Below are 24,441 nucleotides of genomic sequence, written 5' to 3' on the forward strand. Positions count from 1 at the left end.
AGGGTCGCCCCCATGGGCAGCCACTCCCTTCCCGCACCCGTGACCGAGGCCGGCCGCGAGGGCCTGGCCGCGCTGCTCGCGCGGCCGGAGCGCGCGGTCGTCGCGCTGGACTTCGACGGCACCCTCGCCCCGATCGTCCCCGACCCCGAGCGGGCCCGCGCCCACCCCGGCGCCGTGCCGGCCCTGGCCCGGCTGGCCCCGCACCTGGCCTCCGTCGTCGTGATCACCGGACGGCCGGCGGACGTCGCGGTGCGGTACGGCGGCTTCGCCGGCGTCGCGGGCCTCGACCGCCTGGTCGTGCTCGGCCACTACGGCGCCGAGCGCTGGGACGCGGCGACCGGCACCGTGAGCGCCCCCGCCCCACATCCCGGCGTCGCGGCCGCACGGGCCGAGCTGCCCGGCCTCCTCGACGCGTCGGGCGCCTGGAAGGACGCCGCGTGGCCGCAGTCCGCGCCCGTCGAGGACAAGGGCGGGCGCGCCGTCGCCGTCCACACCCGGCGCGCCCCCGACCCGCAGGCCGCCTTCGAGGCCCTGCGCGCCCCGCTCGCCGGTCTCGCCGAGCGGCACGGCCTGGTCCTGGAGCCGGGCCGGCTGGTGCTGGAGCTCCGCCCGCCGGGCATGGACAAGGGCGTGGCCCTCGCCGGCCACGTCCGTGCCACGGGCGCCGGGTCCGTCCTGTACGCCGGTGACGACCTCGGCGACCTCGCCGCCTTCGCGGCCGTCGAGGAGCTGCGCCCGCAGGGCGTGCCCGGGCTGCTGGTGGGCAGCGGCAGCGCCGAGGTCACCGCGCTCGCCGAGCGCGCCGACCTCGTCGTGGACGGGCCGGACGGCGTCGTGGAACTGCTGACGGCGCTGGCGGACGAGCTCGGCTGACCCCGTCCGCCGTCCCCCGTTCCCCTTCTACCGGTCCTTACGGCGTCTTCCTTCCGGTCCTTCCGGCGTCAGCCGTCGTCCTCGTCCTTCTGCTCCTCCTTCGGCGCCTTCTTGTCCGTGCTGACGCCGAGCACGGACAGCGCGGTCGTCCAGTCCTTCGCGATGGCCCGCTGGGCCGTCACCAGGTCCGTCTTCCCCGCGCAGATGGCGGCCTTGACCTTGCTCTCGACCACGTCCTTGGGGTTGTTCGGCCCGGCACCGGCCTTGTGGCCGGGGGAGGGCGGCTGGACCCAGAGGTTGCGGGGGTCGTTGGGGTCGCCGCCGAGCTGGAGACTGATGAGGTGGTCGTACTCGGCGTCCTTCAGCGAGCCCTTGTAGCCGTACGACGCGGCGTTGGCGGTCTTCTCGCGGCCGGTGATGTTCGTGGGCGGCCGGATGCCGGCGGTGTAACCGCCGCGGCAGATGGTGGTCTTGAGGGTGGCCTGGGTGACCTTCGGATTGGTCGCGCCCGGCGTGCACTTGGGGTCGGGCAACGGCTGCTTGTCGGCGGTGTAGCGGTAGGCACAGGTGCCGGGGGCGGGCTGCTGCTGCACGGTGTAGGCGGGCTGGGGGCCGGGGCCTGCGGGGATCGTGCCGTCGGCCGTGCCGCCGGAGGGACCGCCGGGTGAGGCCGTGCCCGAGGGGGTCCCCGGAGCGGGGCCCGTGGGTGGGGGCGCGGCCGACTGGCCGGCCTTCGTGCCCTTGGCGTCGGTCTTGTCGTCGCCGCCGGAGTCGGAGGAGCAGCCGGCGGCCGTGAGGACGATGACGGTGGTGGCAGCCGTGAGTACGGCCCAGCGCGGGGCTATTGGCATGTGACATGGCTACCCGGGGCGGACCCGGCTGCCGCGCCGCACCGCGCCGGGGCGGAAGCGTCCGCCGCGCACGGCACGGCGGGGCGGGGGCGGCGCGTGCTCCGGTCGCGTGGGCGCGCGCCACCCCCCGGGGCTACCGCCGGGAGGCGTCCCCGCCCGGCCCGGACCGTTCCAGCGCGGCCAGTTGGTCCACGAACCACCGCGCCGGTGACAGCGCCGTCGCCGCCGAGGCCAGCCGCTTCGTGCGCTCCGCCCGCTCCGCCGGGTCCATCGACAGCGCCTCGTGGAGGGCGCGGGCGGTGGCCTCCACGTCGTACGGGTTGACCGTGATCGCGTCGTCGCCGAGCTCCGCCGCCGCGCCGGCCTCGCGCGAGAGGACCAGGGCGCAGCCGCGGTCGGAGACCACGGGCACCTCCTTGGCGACCAGGTTCATGCCGTCCCGGATGGGGTTGACCAGCGCCACGTCCGCGAGCCGGTAGGCGGCCAGCGACCGGGGGAAGTCGTCCTCCAGATGGAGGACGACCGGCTCCCAGTCCTCCGTGCCGAACGCGGCGTTGATCTCCCGGGCGACCCGGGCCACCTCGGCCATGTAGTGGCGGTAGACCACGAGGTCCTGGCGGGAGGGGTAGGCGAAGGCGATGTGCACGACCTTGCCGCGCCACTGCGGACGGTCCTCCAGCAGCCGCCGGTAGGCGCGCAGGCCGCGCACGATGTTCTTGGACAACTCGGTGCGGTCGACCCGGACGATCGCCCTGCGGCCCGGCCCGACGCGCTCGCGCAGCACCGCCATCCGCTGTTCCACGTCCTCCCGGTGGGCGCGCTCGCGCAGGAAGTCGCCGTCCGCGCCGAGCCCGTGCACCCCGAGCCGCGTCGTCCGCCCCTCGAACCGCACGGCCACGGCCGCGCCGCCCGCGCCGTCCTCCCGCACGACCTCCGCTCCCAGCACGTCCGCGCAGCACCCCGCGAAGGCCTCCGCCCAGCGCCGGGTGAGGAACGCCGCCCGGTCGCCGCCCAGGACGCCGCGCAGGACCTGCTCGGCGATGTCGTCCGGCAGCAGGCGGTAGTAGTCCGGCGGGGCCCAGGGCGTGTGCGAGAAGTGCCCGATCCGCAGGTCCGGGCGGCGCTCCCGGAGCAGCCCCGGCACCAGCGTGAGGTGGTAGTCCTGGACGAGCACGGAGGCGCCCTCCGCGGCCTCCTCCGCGAGGGCGTCCGCGAAGGCGGTGTTGTACGCCTCGTACGCCGCCCACTGCGCGCGGAACTCCGCGTCGAAGACCGGTTCGAGCGGGGTCTGCCAGAGCATGTGGTGGAGGAACCACAGCACCGAATTGGCCACCCCGTTGTAGGCGGCGGCGAAGGTGTCGGGCGCGATGTCCAGCATCCGCACCCGGTGGCCTGCGGTGTCGGACGCGGGGAGCCTCGGGCCCGCGCGGCGGGCCGCCTCGCGGTCCCCCTCGCCCATCGCGGCGCACACCCACACCGCCCCGGCGTCCGGCCCGATGGCGCTGAGTCCCGAGACCAGGCCGCCACCGCCCCGCCCCGCCGCGAGCGACCCGTCCTCGCGCAGCTTGTACGCGACGGGCCCGCGGTTGGAGGCGACGACGATGGGTGCGCTGTGCGTGTGCTCATCGACCATGACCGCAGCCTTGCCGCCCGGCGAACCGCTCAAACGTACGCCTAAGCGGCATGCCGCCGGGCGTACTCCGGTATCTCCGTCATCGGCGGCCGCTCCAGCGTGTCCACCTCGTACGTGCGCGGGACGAATCCCTCCGCCGTCCGCTCGAACTGGGTGAGCGCCGGGCGCACCAGATGGCCGCGGGCCAGTCGCAGCTGCGCGGTGCGGTAGATGGCGGCGGCCATCCGGCCGAGCGCGCGCCCGTCCTGGTGGCGGTGCTTGCGCACGCCCACGTCCACCTGGGCCAGCGCGTCCAGCCCCACGGTGTGCAGCGCGTCCACCAGCAGACCCAGCTCCACGCCGTACCCCACGGGGAACGGCAGCCGCTCCAGCAGCGAACGCCGGGCCGCGTACTCGCCGCCCAGCGGCTGCACGAAACCCGCCAGCTGCGGCCAGTGCAGGTTCAGCAGCGGACGGGCCACCAGCTCGGTGACCCGGCCGCCCTGGCCGGACAGCGAGCCGAGGGGGCGGTCGTACATCGCCTTGACGAAGTCGACGTCCGGGTCGGTCAGCAGCGGGCCGACGATCCCCGAGACGAAGTCCGCGGAGAACTCCTTCAGGTCCGCGTCGACGAAGCACACCACATCGCCGGTCGTCACCAGCAGCGACCGCCACAGCACCTCACCCTTGCCGGGCAGCGCGGGCAGCCGCGGCAGGATCGCGTCGCGGGGCTCCACCCGCGCCCCGGCGGCCGCGGCGACCTCCGCGGTGCGGTCCGTGGACCCCGAGTCCAGCACCACCAGCTCGTCGACCAGGGGCACGTCCCCGGTCATCAGCTCCCGGCGGATGACGGCCGCGATCTCGCCGACCGTGGCCTCCTCGTCCAGCGCCGGCAGCACGACGCTGACCGTGGTGCCGGAGCCCGCTTTCGCGGCGAGCAGCTGGTCGAGCGGACGGTCGGCTGCGGACCAGGACCGCCGGGCGAGCCAGCGCTCCACCTCTTCCAGCACGTGTACGACTCCTCATGTTCGTGGCATGCGTGGTGACGCATCTCGCGGTGCGGACGACCCTCTCAAGCGTCCGTGCCTTCGGTTACAGTCTTGAACAACGCGGAGAGCCCCCGCATGCCGGGGTCGCGTCGCGCACAAACGCCTGGGCCCCGCCCAGCGCCATACCGCTCATCCAGAGGGGCAGAGGGACACGGCCCGTTGAAGCCCCGGCAACCCTCCAGCCGGTCTCACCGATCACTCGGCGAGGCTCCCGGCGGGGAAGGTGCCAATTCCGTCTCATGGCGAGGTTCGCCATGAGGAAGATGAGGAGAAAGGGCCTCGCCTCCATGGCTGTCCAAGCCGTTGAAAGCGCTACCACTTCCGACGTCCCCGCCCCCTTCGGGCCCGCCGTCGCGCTCTCCTGCCGCGAGTGCGGCGAGCGCTTCGCCCTCGGTCCCGTCTTCGCCTGCGCGAGCTGCTTCGGGCCGCTGGAGGTGGCCTACGACCTCCCGGCCGGTGACCCGGAGACCCTGCGCCGCCGCATCGAGGCCGGACCGGCGAACATCTGGCGCTACGCCCCGCTGCTGCCCGTCCCCGCCGACGTCGCGGACAAGCCCGGTCTGAACCCCGGCTTCACCAAGCTCGTCAAGGCCGACAACCTCGCCCGCGAACTGGGCGTCACCGGCGCCCTCCACGTCAAGGACGACTCCGGCAACCCCACGCACTCCTTCAAGGACCGCGTCGTCGCCGTCGCCGTCGAGGCCGCGCGCGCCTTCGGCTTCACCACCCTGTCCTGCTCCTCGACCGGCAACCTCGCGGGCGCCGTGGGCGCCGCCGCCGCGCGGGCGGGCCTGAAGTCCTGCGTCTTCATCCCGCACGACCTGGAGGCGGGCAAGGTCGTCATGGCCGCCGTCTACGGCGGCGACCTCGTCGGCATCGAGGGCACGTACGACGACGTCAACCGCTTCTGCTCCGAACTGATCGGCGACCCGCTGGGCGAGGGCTGGGGGTTCGTCAACGTCAACCTCCGGCCGTACTACGGCGAGGGGTCCAAGACGCTGGCGTACGAGATCTGCGAGCAGCTGGGCTGGCGGCTGCCGGACCAGATCGTGGTCCCGATCGCCTCCGGCTCCCAGCTGACGAAGATCGACAAGGGGCTGCGGGAGCTGATCGCGCTCGGACTGGTCGAGGACCGTCCGTACAAGATCTTCGGAGCGCAGGCGGCGGGCTGCTCGCCGGTCTCCCGCGCCTTCAAGGACGGGCACGAGGTGGTGCGGCCGGTGAAGCCGGACACCATCGCCAAGTCGCTGGCCATCGGCAACCCCGCGGACGGCCCGTACGTCCTGGACATCGCCCGGCGCACGGGCGGTGCGGTGGAGGACGTGACGGACGAGGAGATCGTCGACGCGATCCGGCTGCTCGCCCGCACCGAAGGCGTCTTCGCCGAGACGGCGGGCGGGGTCACGGTCGGCGTGACGCGGAAGCTGATCGAGAACGGCCTGCTCGATCCCGCCCTCACGACGGTCGTCCTCAACACGGGGGACGGGCTCAAGACGCTGGACGCGGTGGCCGCCGGCCCCACGGCGACGATCCGCCCGTCACTGGAGGCGTTCCGGGCGGCGGGCCTGTAGGTCCTGGGAGCGGTTCCCTCCCCGCCACTTCCCCGTCCGCCCCGGCGGCGGGCGGGCGCACCTCACCACTTCCCCGATCCGAAGGCGACCCCATGAGCGTCAACGTCCGCATCCCCACCATCCTGCGCACCTACACCTCCGGCCGCGCCGAGGTGACCGTCGAGGGCGCCACCCTCGCCGAGGTCATCGCCTCGCTGGAGGCCGGCCACCCCGGCATCGCCGCCCGCGTCCTGGACGACAGCGGCAAGCTGCGCCGCTTCGTGAACGTCTACGTCAACGACGACGACGTGCGCTTCGAGGGGGGCCTTGAGACGCCCACCCCGGACGGCGCCGGCGTCTCGATCATTCCGGCCGTCGCAGGCGGCTGACCGGCGGCGTCGCCCTTTCAGAGGGTTCCTCGGGAATTCCCCCGGAGTCACCCCGTCCGTAAACCGGACGGGGTGATTCCGTCTGTTGAACCGCGATACAGTTGGGGCGTTCCCCCTCCGGTGTCACTGCCGAACGCATATGAGAACCCGTCAAGTTGTGCGCGAAACATGCGCACGAATTGCCGGGTTGGTGGCGTTTTGCCCAGCCCGACTTGCCCGGGATGCTGTCGAAATCGGTACGAATAACCGATCGGCCGCGCCCGGATTTCTCGTCCGAGTGACCTGTTGCAGACGGCATCCGTGCAGATACATTCAGCCGCGGTCGACGCGTTCCGGCGCACACCCCCATCCTGTCTGGGGGTGAGGTCTGACCCGGGTCCGCGAAGTGCGGTCCTGTGCAAGGGCCAGTAATAGGGGAGTTAGGCATGGCTCAGGGCACCGTCAAGTGGTTCAACGCGGAGAAGGGCTACGGCTTCATCGCGGTCGACGGTGGTGCGGATGTTTTCGTCCACTACAGCGCGATTCAGATGGACGGCTACCGCACCCTCGAGGAGGGTCAGCGGGTCGAGTTCGAGATCTCGCAGGGCCAGAAGGGGCCGCAGGCGGACATGGTGAGGGTCTCCGCCTGACCGCGTCGCATCGACCATCGGCTCACACAGCTCGCCGAAGGGCCCGTACCGAGGAGGTACGGGCCCTTCGTGTGTGCGCGGGTCCGGCTGGGCAGGATCGACCAGGCGCCCGGCTGACGAGCCCCCCGCTTGAGCCAAGGCGCTTGCACTCGATGGGGTCGAGTGCTAATCATTGGGCTTAGCACTCTCCTGGTGAGAGTGACAGATTTGGACCGTCGGTGAGGTCGGCGAGCCAAGCGGGGCAAGGAACCGCAGGGCACGCAGGCCGTCCGTCGCGGGCGCCAGTGCGGTCCGGAGCAGTCTCCACCCCGTCCTGGGAGGACCACTTCACATGGCCAAGATCATCGCGTTCGACGAGGAGGCACGGCGCGGTCTCGAGCGCGGGATGAACCAGCTCGCCGACGCCGTCAAGGTCACCCTTGGCCCCAAGGGCCGCAACGTCGTCCTCGAGAAGAAGTGGGGCGCCCCCACGATCACCAACGATGGTGTCTCCATCGCCAAGGAGATCGAGCTCGAGGACCCGTACGAGAAGATCGGCGCCGAGCTGGTCAAGGAGGTCGCGAAGAAGACGGACGACGTCGCCGGTGACGGCACGACGACCGCGACCGTCCTCGCCCAGGCGCTGGTCCGCGAGGGTCTGCGCAACGTGGCCGCCGGTGCCAACCCGATGGCGCTGAAGCGCGGCATCGAGAAGGCCGTCGAGGCCGTCTCCGCCTCGCTGCTCGAGCAGGCCAAGGACGTGGAGACCAAGGAGCAGATCGCCTCCACCGCCTCCATCTCCGCCGCCGACACCCAGATCGGCGAGCTCATCGCCGAGGCCATGGACAAGGTCGGCAAGGAAGGCGTCATCACCGTCGAGGAGTCCCAGACCTTCGGTCTGGAGCTGGAGCTCACCGAGGGTATGCGCTTCGACAAGGGCTACATCTCGGCGTACTTCGCCACCGACATGGAGCGTATGGAGGCGTCCCTGGACGACCCGTACATCCTGATCGTCAACTCGAAGGTCTCCTCGGTCAAGGACCTGCTCCCGCTGCTGGAGAAGGTCATGCAGTCGGGCAAGCCGCTGCTGATCATCGCCGAGGACGTCGAGGGCGAGGCCCTGTCGACCCTGGTGGTCAACAAGATCCGCGGCACCTTCAAGTCCGTCGCCGTCAAGGCCCCGGGCTTCGGCGACCGCCGCAAGGCCATGCTGGGCGACATCGCCATCCTCACCGGTGGCACGGTCATCTCCGAGGAGGTCGGCCTCAAGCTGGAGAACGCCGGTCTCGACCTGCTCGGCCGCGCCCGCAAGGTCGTCATCACCAAGGACGAGACGACCATCGTCGACGGTGCCGGTGACAGCGACCAGGTCCAGGGCCGCGTCAACCAGATCCGCGCCGAGATCGAGAACAGCGACTCCGACTATGACCGCGAGAAGCTCCAGGAGCGCCTCGCGAAGCTGGCCGGCGGCGTGGCCGTCATCAAGGCTGGTGCCGCGACCGAGGTCGAGCTCAAGGAGCGCAAGCACCGCATCGAGGACGCCGTCCGCAACGCGAAGGCCGCCGTCGAGGAGGGCATCGTCGCCGGTGGTGGCGTGGCCCTGCTCCAGGCTTCCTCGGTCTTCGAGAAGCTCGACCTCGAGGGCGACGAGGCCACCGGTGCCAACGCCGTCAAGCTGGCCCTGGAGGCCCCGCTCAAGCAGATCGCCGTCAACGGCGGCCTTGAGGGCGGCGTCGTCGTCGAGAAGGTGCGCAACCTGACCGTCGGCCACGGCCTGAACGCCGCGACCGGTGAGTACGTCGACATGATCGCCGAGGGCATCATCGACCCGGCCAAGGTCACGCGCTCCGCGCTGCAGAACGCCGCGTCCATCGCCGCGCTCTTCCTGACCACCGAGGCCGTCATCGCCGACAAGCCGGAGAAGGCCGCCGCGGCCGCTCCGGGCGGCATGCCCGGCGGTGAGATGGACTTCTGATCCGCACCGGATCACCTGTCCTAAACGCTGTACGCCGAGGGCGGCACCCCCTGAACGGGGGGTGCCGCCCTCGGGCTTTCCCGGCGAGTGGTGATGCTCAGCAGGACTCGAGAGCCGCGATCGTGTCCGTCTCGTAGTGGCCCGACGTCTCCTTGCTCTCGTTCGGAGCGACGGCGAAGCATTCGCTCGTACGGTACGTCTCGTACCCTATGAGCCACTTGACCTTGACGTTGTAGGTCTTGGCCTGATCACCCGCACAGTTGTTCGTCACCGTGGCCTTGGGGACCCAGCCCCAGGTGTACTTGGCGGTGACGCAGGACGGCGGGGTCTTGGTGTCCGCCGCCGAAGCGGTCGGGGCCAGAAGCCCGGTGGCGGCGATGGCGGCAGCGGCGGTCAGGGCCCCCGCGGCCAGCGGCTTGCGTGCTCGCATGGTCACTCCCTTGATGAAGATCAAAAAGAGTGATCACCATAAGTACGAATTGCCGTCGTCGTCACGCTAGTTCTTCCGAGCGCCGGTGCTTTTCGGCCATCTGCCGGTCGGCCCGCTCGCCGTCGTGTCCGGCGAAGCCGAAGAAGTACGTCGCCAGGAAGCCCGCCGCGTACCCCACCAGCAGCCCAGCCCCGTAGACCGCGACCGCCCGCCCCAGTCCGTGGCCGCCCGTGAGCAGCGGGAACAGCGCCCAGCCCGACGGGCCGATGGCCGTCGCGCCCACCGGGTCGCCGAGCTGGGCCAGCAGGCCGAGGAAGCCGCCGCCGAACGCGCCGCCCACGCACGCCGTCACGAACGGGCGCCCCAGCGGAAGCGAGACCCCGTAGATCAGCGGTTCGCCGACGCCCAGCAGCCCGGCCGGCAGGGCCGAACGGATGATCTTCCGGAGGGACTTGTTCCGTCGCAGTCGCACATAGACCGCCAGCGCCGCGCCCACCTGGCCCGCGCCCGCCATCGCGAGGACGGGCAGCAGGACCGTGTGGCCCTGCTCGCTGATGAGGGTGGTGTGGATGGGGATCAGGGCCTGGTGCAGGCCCAGCATCACCAGCGGCAGGAAGAGGCCGCCCAGGACGAAGCCCGCCGCGGCGCCCCCGCCGGTCAGCAGCCAGTCGGCGCAGCGGCCGATGGCCGAGGAGACCGCGCCGGCGGCGTACATCAGCCCGTAGAGCGTGACCAGACCCGGCAGCAGCACCGTCAGGAAGGGGGTGAGCAGCACGTCCACGGACTCCGGCACCCTGCGGTGGCACCACTTCTCCACGGCCACCGCCAGCAGCGCCGCGGCGAGTGCGCCGAGGACGCCGCCCTGGCCGGGGGAGAGGGTGTGGCCGAAGGCGTGCACGTGGGTGACGCCCGGACAGACGATGACGGCCGCCACCGCGCCGCCCAGGACGGGCGTGCCGCCGAACTCCTTGGCGGTCTGGTGGCCCACGAAGACGGCGATGAGCGCCATGAACCCGGCGGCGATCGCGGTGAGCGCCGGTACGAGCGCGGGTGCCCAGTGCAGGTTGGCCAGCAGGCCGGCGAGGCCGGCGATGACGCCGCAGCCGATGAGCGCGGGGATGAGGGGGACGAAGACCTGGGCGACGCGGCGCAGGAGGAGCTTGAGGGGGGTGGCGTTGCGGGCGCCCCGCTCGGCGCGGAGGGCGGCACCGCGCTCCGCGAGCGCCTCGGCGGTGACGGCCGTCCCCGTTCCGGCGAGGCGTCGGAGCTCCGGCGTCACGCGGGCGACCGTGCCCGGGCCCAGCACGATCTGGTACGCCGCGGGGCGCGACGCCGCGTCCTCCACCACGCCCAGCACGCCCGGCAGGGCGCGCAGTCCGTCTCCCCGCACGAGGGCGGGGTCCCGCACCTCCACGCGCAGGCGGGTCATGCAGTGGGTGACGGTGAGGAGGTTCGCGGTGCCGCCGAGGAGGGGGAGGAGGGCGGTGGCGGTGGCGCGGTGCTTGCTGTGGTCGTCTGCTGCCATGGGCCTTGCTCTGTGGGGGGAGTGACGGGGCGTCAGTCGGCGGCGGCGCGGAGGGCTGCGCGCAGGTGGCCGTGGGACTGGGCGAGGAGCCGGGTGGCGGTGGGGCCGTCGACCTCGCCGAGGAGGACGAGGATGGCGTTCTTCACCTCGCCGTCCGTCGCGGTCAGCGCGGCCTCGATCTCGTCGTCCGCGGCGCCGGTGGCGAGCGAGACGATGCGCCGCGAGCGGGCGCGCAGCTTCTCGTTGGACGCGCGGACGTCGACCATCAGGTTGCCGTAGGTCTTGCCGAGCCGGATCATCGTGATCGTCGAGAGCATGTTGAGGACGAGCTTCTGGGCCGTGCCGGCCTTCAACCGCGTGGAGCCGGTGAGCAGTTCGGGCCCCACGACGACCTCGACGGCGTGCTCGGCGGCCGCGCCGAGCTCCGAGCGGGCGTTGCAGGACAGCCCGATGGTGAGCGCCCCGGCGGCGCGGGCGTGCCGGACCGCGCCCACGGCGTAGGGGGTGCGGCCGGAGGCGGAGACGCCGACGACCGTGTCGTCCGGTCCGGTCCCCAGTGCGTCCAGGTCGGCCGCGGCCAGCTCGGCGCTGTCCTCCGCGCCCTCGACCGCCGCGACCAGGGCCTCGGGGCCGCCCGCTATCAGGCCGACGACCTGGGTGGGGTCGGTGTTGAAGGTGGGCGGGCACTCGCTGGCGTCCAGCACGCCGAGCCGCCCGGCGGTGCCCGCGCCCGCGTAGACCAGCCGGCCGCCGCGGGCCATCCGGGCGGCGGTCGCGTCGATGGCGGCCGCGATCTCGGGCAGCCGCTCGGCCACCGCGGCGGCCACCGTGGCGTCCTCCGCGTTCATGATCTTCGCGATGGCCTGGGTGGGCAGCCGGTCGATGTCCGCGAGGTCGGGGCGGAACGCCTCGGTGGTCAGCGTCGCGAGCTGGGCCCGGAGCGCGGCGAAGGCGGCGGTCGAGGTCATGGGCGGGCGGCTCGTTTCTCGTGGGTCGTGTCCGGTGTCGTCGTGGCTCCCCTCGCGGGCGTCAGCGCGGGGAACGCGGGTCGTGCCGGTGCGCCAGCGCCTCGTACGAGGCGGACAGGGCGGGGGCCGCCCTCTCGTACGTGCGCTGGGCGACGCCGATGAACAGGCAGTCCACCACGAGGAGCTGGCTGGTGCGGCTCGACATGGCCGCCGGCCGCAGTTCGCTCTCCCGGGCGGAGGACGTCGTGAGGATGTGATCGGCGTACTGGGCGATCTCGCCGTCGGGCCGTCCGGTGATGGCGACGGTGGTCGCGCCGTGCTCGAACGCGACTCTCAGGGGCTCGATGACGTCGGTGGTGCGCCCGGAGTGGGTGATGGCGATCGCCACGTCCCCGGAGCGCAGTTGCACCGCGTTGGTGACGGCCAGATGGGGGTCGGCGGGGACGTGGGCGATCAGGCCGATGCGGAGCAGCTTCTGGACGAGGTCCTGCCCGACGAGGTTGGAGGCGCCGATCCCGTAGACGTCGACGCGGCGGGCGGCGGCGAGGGCGGCGACGGCGGACTCCAGGGCGGCCGGGTCGAGCCCGGCTGCGGTGTCCGCCAGGCACTGGGCCTCCTCCTGGGCCAGCTTGGCGACCACGCTGGAGAGCGGGTCGTCGACGGCGATGTCCGCGGTGACGGCGGGCGCCCGGCCGGCCGCCTGCTCGGCGGCGAGGGCGGCGAGCGCGAGTCGCAGGTCGCGGTAGCCGGGGTAGCCGAGGACGCGGGCGGTGCGCACGACGGTGGCCTCGCTGGTGCCCGTGCGCTCGGCGAGGCCGGTGACGGTGAGCGCGGCCGCGCCGGCCGGGTCGTTCGCGAGGACCTCGGCGACGCGCTGCATCGAGCGGGTCATCGAGGGGACGAGGGTGCGCACCTTCGCGGCGAGTGCGGCGGGTGGGGGCGGGGCGGGGGAGACGGCCGTTCCGAAAGTTTCTTTCAGTTCGCTGCTCACCAGTGAAAGGTATTTTCGGGCCGGTGTGCCGTCAACCCTCCGCGCAGCAGACAATGGGTCGCATGGAGCTCGAACAGGCACTGCACACCGCGCGGGCGCTCATCCTCGCCGACCTGGCCGCCGGGGACGTCGCGGAGGCGGACGTCGTCTCGCTCGTCGAGGACGCGGTCGCCCACCGCAGATGGTGGGTCGAGCAGTGGCCGGAGGGCATGGCGTTCCTGCCGGGCCTCGTCGCCCAGGACGTCCAGGACGCGCTGCTCGAACGGTACGGTCGCTGGCCGCTGTGCCCGGTCTGCACGGGGAACGGCGAGCTGCACGCCCTGGAGGTCGAACCGGAGCTGGGCGCCGACCCGCACTGGGCCTGCGCGAAGCAGGCGGTCCTGGTGGCGCGCGTCGGCTCGCTGGGCACGGTGCCGCGTCGGTGACCCTCTACATCGACCCGCCCCACTGGCCGGGCCACGGCCGTTTCTGGTCGCACCTGATCAGTGACGCGTCGCTCGACGAACTCCACGCGTTCGCGGGACGCCTGGGCCTGCCGGAGCGGGCCTTCGACGGCGACCACTACGACGTGGCGTCGGCGTCCTACGCGGACGCGGTGGCCTTGGGCGCGGTCGAGGTGGGCAGCAAGGACGTCGTGCGGCTGCTGACCGCGGCGGGCCTGCGCCGCCGCAAGCGGGGGCGGCGGAACCCCGCCGCGCCCCGCCAGGGTGGTTGACCGGGCGGCTCAGCCCACCTGCGAGGGCGTCCGCACCGCGGCCCCGGCCGACCCGGCCACCACGCGGGAGGGCCCCCGGTGGAGCCGCGAGGCGACCGCCGTCGTGCCCACCGCCAGCGCCGCGAGCAGCGCGCCCAGCCACGCCACGGCGGGGTAGCCCCAGCCGGCGGCGATGACCAGGCCGCCCAGCCACGGGCCGATGGTGTTGCCGATGTTGAAGGCGGCCGTGGTCGTGGCCCCGGCCAGGGTCGGGGCGGCGTTGGCGAGGTTGAACATCCGCGCGTTGAGCGCCGGGGCCGTCATGAAGGCCGCGACGCCCAGCAGCAGCGCCAGCCCCACGGCGACGACCGCCATGTCCGCCGTCAGCGCCAGCGCCGCCAGCACGACGGCCGAGGCGCCGATGCCGCCGTACATCGTCCCGAACAGGTGGGCGTCCGCGACGCGTCCGCCGATGGTCGCACCGATCAGCGCGCCCACGCCGAAGAGGGCGAGCACGGTCGGCACCCAGCTCTCCTTCAGGCCGGCGGTCTCGGTCAGCAGCGGGGCGAGGTAGGAGAAGAGGCAGAAGACGGCGGCGGCGTTCAGCGCGGTGGTGACCAGGGCGAGCCACACCTGGCGGTCGCGGTAGATGCGCAGCTCCGCGCGCAGGCGCGGCGCGTCCTCGCCCGTCGTCGGCTTGGTGGCCGGCACGAGCGCCAGGACACCGGCCAGACCCACCGCCGACAGCGCGGCCACGGCCCAGAAGGCGGCGCGCCAGCCCGCGTGCTGGCCCAGGAGCGCACCGGCCGGCACGCCCGCGATGTTGGCGATCGACAGCCCGCCGATCATGATCGCCATGGCGCGCGCCCGGGCGTCCACGGGCACCAGCGACACGGCCACCGCCGCGCCCACGGCCCAGAACCCGGCGCACGCCAGTGCGCTCACCACCCGCGAGGCGAACAGCACCCCGTACGTGGGCGCGAGCGCCCCGGCCACCTGGCCCAGCCCGAAGACGGCGAGCAGGACGACCAGCGTCGTGCGGCGCGGCAGCCGCAGCGTCGCGGCGGCCAGCAGGGGCGCCCCCACCACCATGCCGATCGCGAAGGCGGACACCAGCAGGCCCGCTTGGGGAATGGAGACGCCCATGTCGCGGGCGATGGGCTGGAGCAGCCCGGACAGCATGAACTCGCTGGTTCCGAGGGCGAAGACGGAGAGGCCGAGAACGTGGACGGCGACGGGCATGGACGTACGGGTCGTGCTGGCGTTCGGCATATCAGGTGCCAGCGCGATCATGTACGCGACTATTCCCGCGGCTCCCCGACCGTCGCCGCGGTGAGCAACTCCAGCTCCGTGGTGAGGTTGCGGCGCGCCAGGAGCTCCCAGCGGTCGTGGCCCAGCGGCGTCCGGTACAGGCGCGGGAGGGCCAGCAGGCGGCGCAGGACGTCGGCGCGGCCCTCACGGAAGGCGGCGTCGGGGACGAAGCCGTACTCCTCGCGGACCGCCGCCGCGTAGGCCGCGTACTCCTCGGGCGCTCCGCCGAGCACGGCCAGGTCGGCGTCGCACAGGGTCTCGCCGTCGCGGTCGCCCGGGGCGGGGTCGTGGCTGACGGTGAGCCGCACCAGGCGGGTGACCTCGGCGGTGCGGGCGGGGTCGACGCCCAGTTCGGACAGGGCGCGCTCGGCGAGGTGGGCGCTGCGCTCCTCGTTCTCCGAGCGGTCGGGGCGGTAGACGGCGTCGTGGAACCAGGCGGCGAGGCGGACGGTGTCGATGTCGTCGGCGTGGGCGGCCAGCGCGTCGAGGTGGTGCAGGACGGCGGCGAGGTGGTCGAGCGTGTGGTAGCGGCGCTGGGGTTCCGACCAGCGCGCGAGGAGGTCGTCGGCGTACGGGCCGGAGTCCGGCTCGGGCGTGGTGCGCACGCGCCGGACGGTCTCCCGCCACCGCGCGTGAAGGGCCTCGTGCCGGGGGTGCTGGGGCTCGGGCGTGGCTGCCATGCGTCCAATTGTGGAGTACGGCTTCGTGTTGGGGTTGGGGGTGTGGCAGGCCGCCTATATATCTAGACCAATTCTTGAGGTCTCTGTGTCAAGACTCATCGAGAGAACTCCTGGGCGGACGGCCTGTCCGAATGGTGGGGCAGGCCGCCCGCCTCAGGGGGCTGGAGGCTCAGGCGCCGGGCACCAGGGCGCGGACCAGGAGAGTGCCGGTCTTCCAGCCCTCCGGCGGAGGGATCTCGTTCGCCAGGGCGTGGCGGAACCCGTGCTCCTTCAGGAGGCCGGTCCACATGTCGGTGGTGTAGTCCCAGCGCTTGACCACGAGGGGGTTCGGGTCGTCGGCCTGATTGATGTACGACGCCTGGCAGCCGTAGCAGCCTTCGACCGGGGGCCGCTGGGAGAACGCGAGCACTCCGCCGGGCTTGAGGACCTGGCGAACGGCGGGGAGCATCTGGCGCGGGTCGGTGAACCAGACGGCGCCGAAGACGGAGTACACGGCGTCGAAGCGCTCGGCGGTCTCGCCCATGAAGTCGAGCGCGCCGCGCTGGTGCAGCTCCAGGCCGGGCAGGTCGCCCCAGCGCTCGCGGGCGGCCTTGAGCTGGACGGGGGAGACGTCGACGCCGACGGCACGGTGTCCGAGGGTGGCCGCATGGGCGAGGTTCCCCCCTGCGCCGCACCCCAGCTCCAGGAGTGCTGCCTTCTCGGCCTCTCCCAGTACGTCGATGCCGGGGCCGTGGTCGGGGTACTGGGTCCAGTTGAACCAGGTGGTCTCACCCTTGGCGTTCTTCTCCCGCCGGCCGCCGGGCTTCCTGCGGGCGTAGGTGTCCCATGCGGTGGTGTCGGTCACGCGCTTCTCCTCGTGCACTCAGAAGGGGTGCCAGCCGCACCAGAAGGTACGGCTGACCAAGGGGTGTATGCCGGGCTCAACCGGCGGCGGTGATGGCGTGCTTCGGGCTGTTGTGGCAGTTCGCGTGGCACTGCGAGCAGTCGGCGATGTCCAGCTCCGGCCAGAACTCCAGGTCGACCGCGTATCCCGCCGCCTGGATGGCGTCCACGGTCCGGGCCCTCAGCCCCTTGCCGCCGCCGTGGTCCTCACGGTCCAGGAACCCGGGCTGGTGGTGGACGAACGTGCCGAACGTCTGCTGGCAGAAGTCGGCGTACGCCTTGGTGCGCAGGACGAACGCGTGCCAGAAGTCATCCACCAGCGGGGACGGGCTGAGCGGCTTCTCGCTGGTCGCGCTGGCGGCCACGAACGCCAGCATCTGACCGACGCCCCGGTGTGCCATGTCGGCGGTGATGTGGTCGTACTTCGCTCGCACGTCGGTGGCGATGGTCTTGCGCAGCTCAGCGCTGACCAGGGTTCCCGCGTCGATCGCGGGCCGTTCCTCAACGATGGTCACGTCTTACCTCCTCGGAAGGGTGGTGCTGGGACGTGAGCCCGCTCTGGTCCCGAGCGGGCGGCTAGGCAGGGCGCAGCGAACGGGCCGATACGGCTCGTGTCGCCTGGCGCTCAGGCGTGCAGCGGGGACACTCGCGCGGCGGGCAGCTCACTGGGTTCGCCAGGATGACGACGGGGCCGTCCCTCCGAACCGCTCGTGGCGGCCCGTACGTTCGCCCGCCGTCCCTGCTCACCCGCAGAGTCATCAGCGCGGCGTCGTCGCCCGGCATCGGCTGCTCGCTGTTCGCCATGCCGACACGCTAGGGACGCCGTCACGCGGACCCCAACAAGGTTCTACGGAGTTTCACACCAGTTAGCCCAGAGCGTCCACAGCAGAGGTGATGAGGGCGCGTGCCTTCGCGCCGTATACGGCGAGGTCGGCGAACTCCCCGAACGCCTTCAGGTACTGGGCTATCTCGGTGGGCGCAGTCACGTTCACCTGTGCAGTCAGCTTCACCTGTGCAGTCAGCAGTTCGACTTGTGCCATGTCCTCGTCGTACACGCTGAACGTCTCGATCATCCACATGCGCCGGGAGGCGGAGAAGGGGATGACCCCGAGAGAGACGGATGGGTAGGCCGTCACCGACAGCAGATAACCGAGCTGACCCGCCATGGTTTCGGCGTCTCCGACCCGGTGGCGCAGGACTGATTCCTCCACCAGCAGCGCGAAGCGGTGGTTACCTTCACGGACCACGTGCGACCGGGCCAGCCGTGCCTCGACTGCTTCGGCGACATCGTTGGGCGTGCCGTGGAAATCCGTGATCGCGCTCATGAGGGCCGTGGCATAGGCGTGGGTCTGGAGCACGCCTGGAATGACGTTCGAGCAGTAGATACGGAACACCCGGGTGCGCTCGAAAAGGGGGATGAACGACTCCTGGAGCCTGCGCAACCCGGTGCGCTGAACCCGCCTCCACTCCACGTACATGGTGGCGGCGGAGCGAGAGGCGGCGATCAGATCCACGGCGACGTCATCCGCCCCGCAGGCAGCGCACCAGGCGCGAATATCGGCGTCGGACGGCGGCGTGACGGCGTTCTCCAGGCGCGACGCCTTGGAGGGGTACCAGCCGGCACGCCGGGCCACCTCCTTGGCGGTCAGCCCGGCGTCCCGGCGGATCTCCCGGAGACGGTCAGCAACGGCCTTCCGGGCTGCCTGAACACTGGATGAGGGTGGGGTGGGCATCTCTGGGCGCGCCGATTAGATCCGGTACTCCTCGTGGGGCGTCGCCCGCTCCCACACGGCCTCAAAGGCGGTAGAACACAGCTTCGCCACCTCGGGCCGCTCGTCCAGTTCCGGCCCGGCGGAACCGCCATCGCCGGTGAAGTGGTTCCACATGATGACCTGCTCGTCGAACAGCCAGAAATCATTGCCGGGAAGAGCGAGATCCGACGCCTTGCGCCGGGGCAGCCAACGCACCAACTCCCCCGCCGCGACGTTCTGGTAGGTGCAGTCGTGTTCGTACCGGATGTAATCGCTCACCGGCTCCGAGACGACCCGTGCACGGCGGAACACAACGCCGCGAGCCACGGCGTCGCGCACCATGGTGTGAAAGTCGTTCCACCACGTTCCCGGTTTGCTGGACGGCCGCCAACCGGCCCGCCAGGCTTCGAACTCGGCCGCTTCCTCGCCGATGCCGTACGAGTCGCGCATTTCGAGGTGCACGGCCGAATGCCTGGTGCTCGCCAGCAGGTCAGTGAACGCCAAGTCGGTCTGCGACATCACAAGCCTCCCTGAGGGCGGGCACCATACGGATCGGCAGCCTCACCACCGCTTCGCTTTCCGGAATGGGCCCCGACTCCCGGCACTGAGCAAGCAGGGCTTCCCCGGCCTTCCAGCCCTGGACGACGATCTCCTGTGCCTCGTCGTCCACCCAAGCCGTGGGGCACTGGGTGCCGTTGGTGTTCGGGTCCTTCGCGATGAACAGTAGCGCCATGACAGCCTCCGTCGGCCTGCCGGTTCTACGGGCGTCTACGAGGCTTGCTTCCCACACCGCTGCCGTCAAGGTTTGACCTGTACCGGGTCGGCGTTGAGCTTCACGGCCACGAGGTCTCCGCGCTGCTCGCGAGTGGTCGTGAACCCGTACGGCGCGATCCCGGACGTGTGGCTGCCTATGTCCCGAAGCTCGGTCTTCGCCGACCGGACGAAGCCACTCGTGCTCTTGCTCTCCTGCTCGGCGAGAGCGGCGATCAAGGCGACGCCCGTGGGGTCGGAGGTGTCGACGAACCGCTCGGTGGCGGAGATCGAAGAGACGCCGTGCTCACGCAGCTCGGCTTCGCTGTTCAGCGCCTCGCGGGCGCCGCGTCGGGTCGGTCGCGACAGCTTGAAGACCACGACCACGTCACACTCGCCTGTGCGAACGGCCTCCCTGAGTGCGTCAGGGCCGGGGGCGGATGACATGGGGGTCATAGCCGCTGAGGCCCACGTCCTCGAAGCGCCCGACGTGCACCCAGCCAGGCTGTGATGCCACGAACGCCTCGCAGGACTTACGCTGTGCTATTGGACTAGACCTGTTTCGTCTTCGCGGCGCCGCGACTGACGGCCCTAAGAGATTGCACGCACGTTGTCCAAGTTACGTGTGTTACTAGAGAGGAATGGTGTCACGTGGGTAGCGATGCAATCTTGGAGGTGATCGCCCTCGGCGCGGAGGACGCGGTGGCGGCGCGGGCCGGAGGTGCGGACCGGCTCGAACTGGTCTGCGACATGGCCGCCAACGGCCTCACCCCGCCCCTGGAGACGTTCGTCGCCGTGCGGGACGCCGTCGACATCCCGGTGCGCGTGATGCTGCGTGCCTCGGACGGCTTCGCGGCCGGTGGCGCCGCGGCGCTCGAAGCACTGTGCGCGCGGGCGCGGGCCCTGCGGGCGGAGGGGGCGCGGGAGTTCGTCCTCGGCTTCCTGACCGACGACGGCCGCGCCGACCTCCCGGCGGTCGCGGCGCTGGCCGACGCGGTCGGGCCGGACGCGCGGTGGACGTTCCACCGCGCGATCGACCACGCGGCGGACCGCGACGCCCTGCGCAAGCAGCTCGCCGACCAGCCGGGCCTGGACACCTACCTGACCGCCGGCTCCGCCGCCGGCGTCGACGACGGCCTCCCGACGCTGCTCGCGGAGGCGGCGCGCGGGAACGAGCCGGGCTACGAGCCGCGGATCCTCGTCGGGGGCGGCCTGCAGCTCAAGCACGTGCCGGTCCTGCGGGCCGCGGGACTCACCGGCTTCCACATCGGCGGCGCGGCCCGCCCCCACGGGTGGGCCGCACCCGTGGCCGCTGACGCGGTGGCCGCCTGGCGGGCGGCGCTGGACGCGTAGGGCGGCCACCGCCGGCGACGGCCTCGGCCGCGCGGCCCTCGCAGGGCCACCCCTGGCTACCGCCGGGGGTGGCCCCGGGCGGGTCCCGTCGGCAATCGGCTGATCGGCCGTCGTCGTACGGGGCGGCCGCGTGGCCCCGTGGCGTGTGTCCCCCCGGACGGGCTGGGCCGTGCGGCCCCCGGGCTCCCTTCCCCCGGCTACCGCCGGCCGGAGGCCCCGGACGGGCTCGGTGTCCCGGACTCCGCCGCCCCCGGGGCGGCCGGGGCGGTCGCGCGTACCGTCCCGGGCCGCTCCCGTGTCGTCGCCGCCGCGAGACCCGTGGCGAGCACCGCCAGGACCGTCGCCGCCAACGGGAACCAGCGCTCGCCCAGCAGGGCGATCGCGATGCTGCCCGCGCCGCCTCCGGCGGCGATGCCCAGGTAGAGCGCGCTGCTGTTGAGGGAGATGAGCAGCGGGGCGTTCGCCGGGTCCAAGGAAGCCAGCCTGTGGGGGAGGGCGACGGCGACGACCCAGCCGGCGAGCGGGGCGGCCACCGCGTAGACGACCGCGCCCGGCATGCTCTCGCCCAGCCACGGCAGCGCCGCGTAGACGAGCGCGGCGACCGGGCCGCCCGCCAGCATGACCGCCCGCGCCCCCACGCGGTCGACCACCCGGCCGCCCAGCCAGCTGCCCGCCACCGAGGCGACACCCGTGACGAGCAGGATCACGCTCAGCCGGCCCGTGTCGCCACCCGTCGCCCCGCCGACCGCGGTGGCGAGGTAGACGTAGACCGCGTTGATGGCGAGGAAGAACATGAAGGTCGTCGCGGCGGCCTCCACGACGCGGCGGTCCCGCAGCGGTGCCAGCCGTTCGCGCAGCCCCAAGGAGGCCGCCGGAGCGGGCAGTTCCCGTAGGAAGGCCGCCAGCCCCGCGAAGGCCAGCACGCCCAGCGCGACGACGAGCCACATCGTCAGCCGCCAGTCGACACGGCCCACGTACGTACCGAGCGGCACGCCGAGCGCGGTGGCGACGGTCAGGCCGCCCATCACGGTGGCCAGCGCCCGGCCCCGCTGCTCCGGCGGCACGAGCGAGGTGGCGACGGCGTTGGCGCTGGGCGTGTAGAGCGCGGCGCCGGCCGCGGCGAGCACGCGCGTGGCCAGCAGCAGCCCGTAGGTGGGGGCGACGGCGCTCAGCGCGTTCGCCACGGTGAAGAGCGCCAGCGCCGCGAGGAGCAGGCGGCGGCGCGGCCAGCGGGCCGTGAGGGTGGCGAGCACCGGCGCGAGAAGGGCGTAGGCGAGGGCGAAGACGGTGACCATCTGGCCGGCCGCGGAGACGGAGACCTCCAGGTCGTCGGCGACGAGGCCGAGGATGCCGGCCATGACCATCGAGTCGGTGCCCATGGCGAACGAGCCGAGAGCGAGTAGGAGCAGGCGGAAACGCACGAAAAAAATCCTCCCCCGGTACAGCCGGTATTGTTTGACGCACGCCAAACAATAGAGACTGTTTGACGGAAGTCAAACAGTTGTACGGACGAGGATGGGGAGGACGAGGGCACCGTGAGCGGAGAACTGCTGCCGCAGCCGGCCGTCGAGGACATCGCGCTGGAGAAGGTGCTACAGGCGCTGGGGGACCCGGTGCGGCTGCACCTCTTCACGGTCTACGCGAACGGCGAGCAGTACGACTGCTCGTCCGAGCGCCTGGGCGTCGACCACCTCCACAAGTCGACCATCTCGCACCACATGCGCGTCATGCGCGAGGCCGGCGTCACCTCGACGCGGGTCGTGGGACGCAACCGCTATGTGCGGCTGCGCCGCGAGGACCTCGACACCCGCTTCCCCGGCCTCGTCGCCACGCTGCTCCGGGCCGTCGAAGGCTGACGCCCGGGTCGAAGGCTGACGCGCGGGAAGATGGCCCACCGGGCCCCCTAGCCCAGCTCCTCCGGCAGGGGGCGGGCGTGGACGACCGCCAGCCCCGACACCGCACGCGTGAGCGCCACGTACAGCCGGCGCAGGCCCGTGCGCGTGTCGGGCTCGGCGGCGACGACCGCCGCCGGTTCGTCGAGGACCACGTAGTCGTACTCCAGGCCCTTGGCGAGGGACGCGGGCACCAGCGTGAGGCGGGAGTCCGCCGAGGTCTCCTCGCCGGGGGCGAGGAAGGGCAGGCCAGCCGCCGTCAGCACCCCGGTCAGCACGGGGATCCGGTCGTCCGCCGCGATCAGGCCGACCGAGCCCTCCCGCCCCAGGGCCTCGCGGCAGGCGCCCAGGACCGCCGCGTCCAGCGCCTCCGGCGCCACCTCGCGCACCGAGAAGTCGCCCGCGGACTCGCGCACCGACGTCGCCTCCGCGAGCCCCGGCGCGATCGCGGGCAGCAACCGCGACGCGTACGCGATGACCTCGCGCGGCACCCGGAAGCCCTGCGTCAGCTCCTCCACAGCCGCGTCCGGCTTGCCCAGGTGCGCAAGCGCCTCCGCCCAACTGGTCGTCGCCCAGGGCGTCGTGCCCTGCGCGAGGTCGCCCAGGACCGTCGCCGACCCCGTCGTGCAGCGGCGGCCCACCGCCCGGTACTGCATGGGGGAGAGGTCCTGCGCCTCGTCCAGCACCACGTGCCCGAGGGAAGGGGTGCGGGCCACGAGGTCGGACGCCTCGTCGACCAGCACCGCGTCCGCCGACGACCACTTGGCGGACTTCACCCCGCGCGCCGGCTTCGCCCACAGCACCGCCCGCTGCTCGTCCTCGTCCAGGACGCCCGCCGCGTGCTCCGCCAGGAACTCCGCGTCGGACAACAGCCGCAGCACCAGCTTGGCCGGGTCGACCGCCGGCCAGATCGCCTTGACCGCCGCCTTCACCGCCGCGTTGCGCGCGACCGCGTCCTGCACGCGGTCGTCCGGCGCCTCACCCGCCTCCTCCATCCGTACGAGCACCGCGTGCGCGATCCGCTGCGGCAGCGCCTCACGCGCCGCCCCATAGCGCATGTCGCGCGCCAACAACTCCCGCACCATCTCCTCGATCTCGTACGCCGGCACCCGCCAGCGCCGCGAGCCACGCACCACGATCACCGGCTCCACCGGCATCGTCACCCCCGACCGCACCGCGCGCCGCAGCACCTCGGCCATGCGGGCGTCCCCCTTGAGGCGGGCGGCGACCGGGTCGTCCGTGCCGCGTACCTCCACGTGGGCGACCAGGTCGTCGACGGTGGCCTGCGCCACGTTCAACTCGCCGAGCGCGGGCAGGACCTGCTCGATGTAGCGCAGGAAGGACCGGTTCGGCCCGATCACCAGCGTGCCGGTCCGGGCGAGCCGCTCGCGGTGGGCGTACAGCAGATAGGCGACCCGGTGCAGGCCCACCGCGGTCTTCCCGGTGCCGGGCGCGCCCTGGACGCAGACCGTGCCCCCGATGCCGGCGCGGACGATCTCGTCCTGCTCCGGCTGGATCGTGGCCACGATGTCGCGCATCGGACCGACGCGCGGCCGCTCGATCTCGCTCTGGAGCAGCCGGCTCGCCCGGTCGTCCGAGGTGGTGTCGGTGAGGTCCTCGTCCTCGTAGGCCGTCAACTCGCCGCCCGTGTAACCGAAGCGCCGCCGCAGCCGCACGTCCATCGGCTCCTTCTTGGACGCCCGGTAGAACGGCTGGGAGACGGGCGCGCGCCAGTCGATGACCATGGGGTCGCCGGCCGCGTCGTGCACGTGCCGCCGGCCGATGTAGAACTGCTCGCCCCCGGCGCCCTCCGCCCGCTCGGCACCCGGCGCGTGGAGGTAGTCCAGACGGCCGAAGAAGAGCGGGGTGTGCGCGAGGTCGGCGAGCGCGGTGATCCGCTCGTCGATCTGCCGCCGCAGCACCTGGGCGTTGACCCAGTTGGCGGCGACGTCCTTGATGTCGAGCGCCTCGACGTCGGCCCGCATGGCCCGCAGGGCCGCGCGGGAGGAGGCGAGATGGGCGCGCTCGCGGGCGAGCGGACCGGCCGCGTCGGCTGTGTCGGTCGCGTCGGCAGTGTCGGTCACAGGGGTCGGCGTGTCCGTCACGGACGGGTCGGCGGGCGGGAACGCGGGCACGGCAGGGCCTCCAGGCATACGCGGAACACGACGGCATACGGCGGGATGAGCGGTGAGCCGGCCGGTTTCCGTCCGGACGGCGGCGCTCCCGAAGCGATGCGGGAGGCGGGGGAACGAGGGAGTGTAGCCAGCCGGGTCAGGCGGCGCGAACGGTTTTTCCGCGCCCGGACGG

26 protein-coding genes and 1 riboswitch are annotated in these 24,441 nt (G+C 72.5%); of the genes, 9 read left to right on the plus strand and 17 right to left on the minus strand.

Features of this window, described 5'->3' with window-relative positions:
- The first annotated feature begins 12 nt into the window (after positions 1–12).
- Positions 13–873, plus strand: a complete 861-nt coding sequence (gene otsB, locus CYQ11_RS17725) for a trehalose-phosphatase (protein ID WP_099201838.1) — start codon at positions 13–15, stop codon at positions 871–873.
- Between the two features lie 68 nt (positions 874–941).
- Here the strand turns inward: otsB and CYQ11_RS17730 are convergent, their stop codons facing one another.
- From CYQ11_RS17730 to CYQ11_RS17740, 3 genes are all read right to left on the minus strand, one after another.
- On the minus strand, positions 942–1,724 hold the full coding sequence (locus CYQ11_RS17730; RefSeq protein WP_099201837.1) for a hypothetical protein: 783 nt from the start codon (positions 1,722–1,724) through the stop codon (positions 942–944).
- A 133-nt stretch (positions 1,725–1,857) separates the two neighbouring features.
- Positions 1,858–3,357 (minus strand): alpha,alpha-trehalose-phosphate synthase (UDP-forming), encoded by a 1,500-nt coding sequence (locus CYQ11_RS17735; RefSeq protein WP_099201884.1) that lies wholly within the window; start codon positions 3,355–3,357, stop codon positions 1,858–1,860.
- Positions 3,358–3,398: 41 nt separating this feature from the next.
- Positions 3,399–4,346, minus strand: a complete 948-nt coding sequence (locus tag CYQ11_RS17740; protein ID WP_099201836.1) for a glucosyl-3-phosphoglycerate synthase — start codon at positions 4,344–4,346, stop codon at positions 3,399–3,401.
- A gap of 165 nt (positions 4,347–4,511) precedes the next feature.
- Positions 4,512–4,655: riboswitch (SAM riboswitch) on the plus strand.
- A 17-nt stretch (positions 4,656–4,672) separates the two neighbouring features.
- Here CYQ11_RS17740 and thrC point away from each other — a divergent pair.
- The 4 genes from thrC to groL all read left to right on the plus strand — a co-directional run bounded on the left by thrC (position 4,673) and on the right by groL (position 8,907).
- Positions 4,673–5,956, plus strand: coding sequence for a threonine synthase (gene thrC, locus CYQ11_RS17745; RefSeq protein ID WP_181143690.1), 1,284 nt, complete (start codon positions 4,673–4,675; stop codon positions 5,954–5,956).
- 92 nt (positions 5,957–6,048) lie between these two features.
- Positions 6,049–6,324 carry a MoaD/ThiS family protein gene (locus CYQ11_RS17750; protein ID WP_099201834.1) on the plus strand — a complete coding sequence of 92 codons (276 nt, stop codon included), beginning with the start codon at positions 6,049–6,051 and terminating at the stop codon, positions 6,322–6,324.
- Positions 6,325–6,749: 425 nt separating this feature from the next.
- Complete coding sequence (locus CYQ11_RS17755) at positions 6,750–6,953, plus strand: cold-shock protein (protein WP_010035953.1); 204 nt, start codon at positions 6,750–6,752, stop codon at positions 6,951–6,953.
- A 331-nt stretch (positions 6,954–7,284) separates the two neighbouring features.
- On the plus strand, positions 7,285–8,907 hold the full coding sequence (gene groL / locus CYQ11_RS17760; RefSeq protein ID WP_099201833.1) for a chaperonin GroEL: 1,623 nt from the start codon (positions 7,285–7,287) through the stop codon (positions 8,905–8,907).
- Positions 8,908–9,004: 97 nt separating this feature from the next.
- Here groL and CYQ11_RS17765 read toward each other — a convergent pair whose 3' ends face one another.
- The 4 genes from CYQ11_RS17765 to CYQ11_RS17780 form a co-directional block, all read right to left on the minus strand.
- Complete coding sequence (locus CYQ11_RS17765) at positions 9,005–9,337, minus strand: alpha-amylase inhibitor (protein ID WP_146104700.1); 333 nt, start codon at positions 9,335–9,337, stop codon at positions 9,005–9,007.
- A gap of 61 nt (positions 9,338–9,398) precedes the next feature.
- Complete coding sequence (locus CYQ11_RS17770; protein ID WP_099201831.1) at positions 9,399–10,862, minus strand: PTS transporter subunit EIIC; 1,464 nt, start codon at positions 10,860–10,862, stop codon at positions 9,399–9,401.
- Between the two features lie 32 nt (positions 10,863–10,894).
- Complete coding sequence (gene murQ, locus CYQ11_RS17775; protein ID WP_099201830.1) at positions 10,895–11,830, minus strand: N-acetylmuramic acid 6-phosphate etherase; 936 nt, start codon at positions 11,828–11,830, stop codon at positions 10,895–10,897.
- 61 nt (positions 11,831–11,891) lie between these two features.
- A complete protein-coding gene (locus tag CYQ11_RS17780; protein ID WP_099201829.1) occupies positions 11,892–12,821 on the minus strand; it encodes a MurR/RpiR family transcriptional regulator in 930 nt (309 codons plus the stop codon).
- A gap of 62 nt (positions 12,822–12,883) precedes the next feature.
- On the opposite strand from CYQ11_RS17780, the gene CYQ11_RS17785 reads away from it, so the two are divergent.
- A complete protein-coding gene (locus tag CYQ11_RS17785) occupies positions 12,884–13,246 on the plus strand; it encodes a DUF8819 family protein (protein WP_099201828.1) in 363 nt (120 codons plus the stop codon).
- Entirely contained in the window at positions 13,243–13,536 is a 294-nt protein-coding gene (locus tag CYQ11_RS17790) for a DUF4031 domain-containing protein (RefSeq protein WP_099201827.1), read from the plus strand. Before CYQ11_RS17785 ends, CYQ11_RS17790 begins: the two co-directional genes overlap by 4 nt.
- Positions 13,537–13,545: 9 nt before the next feature.
- Here the strand turns inward: CYQ11_RS17790 and CYQ11_RS17795 are convergent, their stop codons facing one another.
- The 8 genes from CYQ11_RS17795 to CYQ11_RS17835 form a co-directional block, all read right to left on the minus strand.
- On the minus strand, positions 13,546–14,808 hold the full coding sequence (locus tag CYQ11_RS17795) for a Cmx/CmrA family chloramphenicol efflux MFS transporter (RefSeq protein WP_398780111.1): 1,263 nt from the start codon (positions 14,806–14,808) through the stop codon (positions 13,546–13,548).
- An 8-nt stretch (positions 14,809–14,816) separates the two neighbouring features.
- On the minus strand, positions 14,817–15,506 hold the full coding sequence (locus CYQ11_RS17800) for an HD domain-containing protein (protein ID WP_099201826.1): 690 nt from the start codon (positions 15,504–15,506) through the stop codon (positions 14,817–14,819).
- A 169-nt stretch (positions 15,507–15,675) separates the two neighbouring features.
- The gene (locus CYQ11_RS17805; protein ID WP_099201825.1) at positions 15,676–16,350 is read right to left on the minus strand and encodes a class I SAM-dependent methyltransferase; all 675 of its coding nucleotides are present in this window, start codon (positions 16,348–16,350) and stop codon (positions 15,676–15,678) included.
- A 76-nt stretch (positions 16,351–16,426) separates the two neighbouring features.
- Positions 16,427–16,903, minus strand: coding sequence for a glycine-rich domain-containing protein (locus CYQ11_RS17810; protein WP_099201824.1), 477 nt, complete (start codon positions 16,901–16,903; stop codon positions 16,427–16,429).
- 351 nt (positions 16,904–17,254) lie between these two features.
- Positions 17,255–18,121: a helix-turn-helix domain-containing protein gene (locus CYQ11_RS17820; RefSeq protein ID WP_099201823.1), complete on the minus strand. Its 867-nt coding sequence runs from the start codon at positions 18,119–18,121 to the stop codon at positions 17,255–17,257.
- A gap of 15 nt (positions 18,122–18,136) precedes the next feature.
- Entirely contained in the window at positions 18,137–18,658 is a 522-nt protein-coding gene (locus tag CYQ11_RS17825; RefSeq protein WP_099201822.1) for a DUF6879 family protein, read from the minus strand.
- Complete coding sequence (locus CYQ11_RS17830) at positions 18,630–18,872, minus strand: hypothetical protein (protein WP_099201821.1); 243 nt, start codon at positions 18,870–18,872, stop codon at positions 18,630–18,632. The genes CYQ11_RS17825 and CYQ11_RS17830 overlap by 29 nt, the downstream gene beginning before the upstream one ends.
- Positions 18,873–18,937: 65 nt before the next feature.
- Complete coding sequence (locus CYQ11_RS17835; protein WP_099201820.1) at positions 18,938–19,345, minus strand: recombinase family protein; 408 nt, start codon at positions 19,343–19,345, stop codon at positions 18,938–18,940.
- 195 nt (positions 19,346–19,540) lie between these two features.
- Between CYQ11_RS17835 and CYQ11_RS17840 the strand changes: the two genes are divergently transcribed.
- Positions 19,541–20,242 (plus strand): copper homeostasis protein CutC, encoded by a 702-nt coding sequence (locus CYQ11_RS17840; protein WP_099201819.1) that lies wholly within the window; start codon positions 19,541–19,543, stop codon positions 20,240–20,242.
- Between the two features lie 197 nt (positions 20,243–20,439).
- On the opposite strand, the gene CYQ11_RS17845 is transcribed toward CYQ11_RS17840, so the two are convergent.
- Positions 20,440–21,663: an MFS transporter gene (locus CYQ11_RS17845; RefSeq protein ID WP_099201818.1), complete on the minus strand. Its 1,224-nt coding sequence runs from the start codon at positions 21,661–21,663 to the stop codon at positions 20,440–20,442.
- A 114-nt stretch (positions 21,664–21,777) separates the two neighbouring features.
- Between CYQ11_RS17845 and CYQ11_RS17850 the strand changes: the two genes are divergently transcribed.
- Positions 21,778–22,098: an ArsR/SmtB family transcription factor gene (locus CYQ11_RS17850; protein ID WP_099201817.1), complete on the plus strand. Its 321-nt coding sequence runs from the start codon at positions 21,778–21,780 to the stop codon at positions 22,096–22,098.
- Positions 22,099–22,145: 47 nt separating this feature from the next.
- Here CYQ11_RS17850 and CYQ11_RS17855 read toward each other — a convergent pair whose 3' ends face one another.
- Positions 22,146–24,287 carry a HelD family protein gene (locus CYQ11_RS17855; protein ID WP_099201816.1) on the minus strand — a complete coding sequence of 714 codons (2,142 nt, stop codon included), beginning with the start codon at positions 24,285–24,287 and terminating at the stop codon, positions 22,146–22,148.
- Positions 24,288–24,441 lie beyond the last annotated feature (154 nt).

Origin of the sequence: Streptomyces cinnamoneus, from assembly GCF_002939475.1 — a bacterium.
Classification (GTDB): domain Bacteria; phylum Actinomycetota; class Actinomycetes; order Streptomycetales; family Streptomycetaceae; genus Streptomyces; species Streptomyces cinnamoneus_A.

Excerpts from the sequence above, each read along its gene's own strand:
- otsB (WP_099201838.1), top strand. The coding sequence starts at position 13 with ATGGGCAGCCACTCCCTTCCCGCACCCGTGACCGAGGCCGGCCGCGAG.
- CYQ11_RS17730 (WP_099201837.1), bottom strand. The coding sequence starts at position 1,724 with ATGCCAATAGCCCCGCGCTGGGCCGTACTCACGGCTGCCACCACCGTC.
- CYQ11_RS17735 (WP_099201884.1), bottom strand. The coding sequence starts at position 3,357 with ATGGTCGATGAGCACACGCACAGCGCACCCATCGTCGTCGCCTCCAAC.
- thrC (WP_181143690.1), top strand. The coding sequence starts at position 4,673 with ATGGCTGTCCAAGCCGTTGAAAGCGCTACCACTTCCGACGTCCCCGCC.
- CYQ11_RS17750 (WP_099201834.1), top strand. The coding sequence starts at position 6,049 with ATGAGCGTCAACGTCCGCATCCCCACCATCCTGCGCACCTACACCTCC.
- CYQ11_RS17755 (WP_010035953.1), top strand. The coding sequence starts at position 6,750 with ATGGCTCAGGGCACCGTCAAGTGGTTCAACGCGGAGAAGGGCTACGGC.
- groL (WP_099201833.1), top strand. The coding sequence starts at position 7,285 with ATGGCCAAGATCATCGCGTTCGACGAGGAGGCACGGCGCGGTCTCGAG.
- CYQ11_RS17765 (WP_146104700.1), bottom strand. The coding sequence starts at position 9,337 with ATGCGAGCACGCAAGCCGCTGGCCGCGGGGGCCCTGACCGCCGCTGCC.
- CYQ11_RS17770 (WP_099201831.1), bottom strand. The coding sequence starts at position 10,862 with ATGGCAGCAGACGACCACAGCAAGCACCGCGCCACCGCCACCGCCCTC.
- murQ (WP_099201830.1), bottom strand. The coding sequence starts at position 11,830 with ATGACCTCGACCGCCGCCTTCGCCGCGCTCCGGGCCCAGCTCGCGACG.
- CYQ11_RS17785 (WP_099201828.1), top strand. The coding sequence starts at position 12,884 with ATGGAGCTCGAACAGGCACTGCACACCGCGCGGGCGCTCATCCTCGCC.
- CYQ11_RS17795 (WP_398780111.1), bottom strand. The coding sequence starts at position 14,808 with ATGATCGCGCTGGCACCTGATATGCCGAACGCCAGCACGACCCGTACG.
- CYQ11_RS17800 (WP_099201826.1), bottom strand. The coding sequence starts at position 15,506 with ATGGCAGCCACGCCCGAGCCCCAGCACCCCCGGCACGAGGCCCTTCAC.
- CYQ11_RS17820 (WP_099201823.1), bottom strand. The coding sequence starts at position 18,121 with ATGCCCACCCCACCCTCATCCAGTGTTCAGGCAGCCCGGAAGGCCGTT.
- CYQ11_RS17825 (WP_099201822.1), bottom strand. The coding sequence starts at position 18,658 with ATGTCGCAGACCGACTTGGCGTTCACTGACCTGCTGGCGAGCACCAGG.
- CYQ11_RS17830 (WP_099201821.1), bottom strand. The coding sequence starts at position 18,872 with ATGGCGCTACTGTTCATCGCGAAGGACCCGAACACCAACGGCACCCAG.
- CYQ11_RS17835 (WP_099201820.1), bottom strand. The coding sequence starts at position 19,345 with ATGACCCCCATGTCATCCGCCCCCGGCCCTGACGCACTCAGGGAGGCC.
- CYQ11_RS17855 (WP_099201816.1), bottom strand. The coding sequence starts at position 24,287 with ATGCCTGGAGGCCCTGCCGTGCCCGCGTTCCCGCCCGCCGACCCGTCC.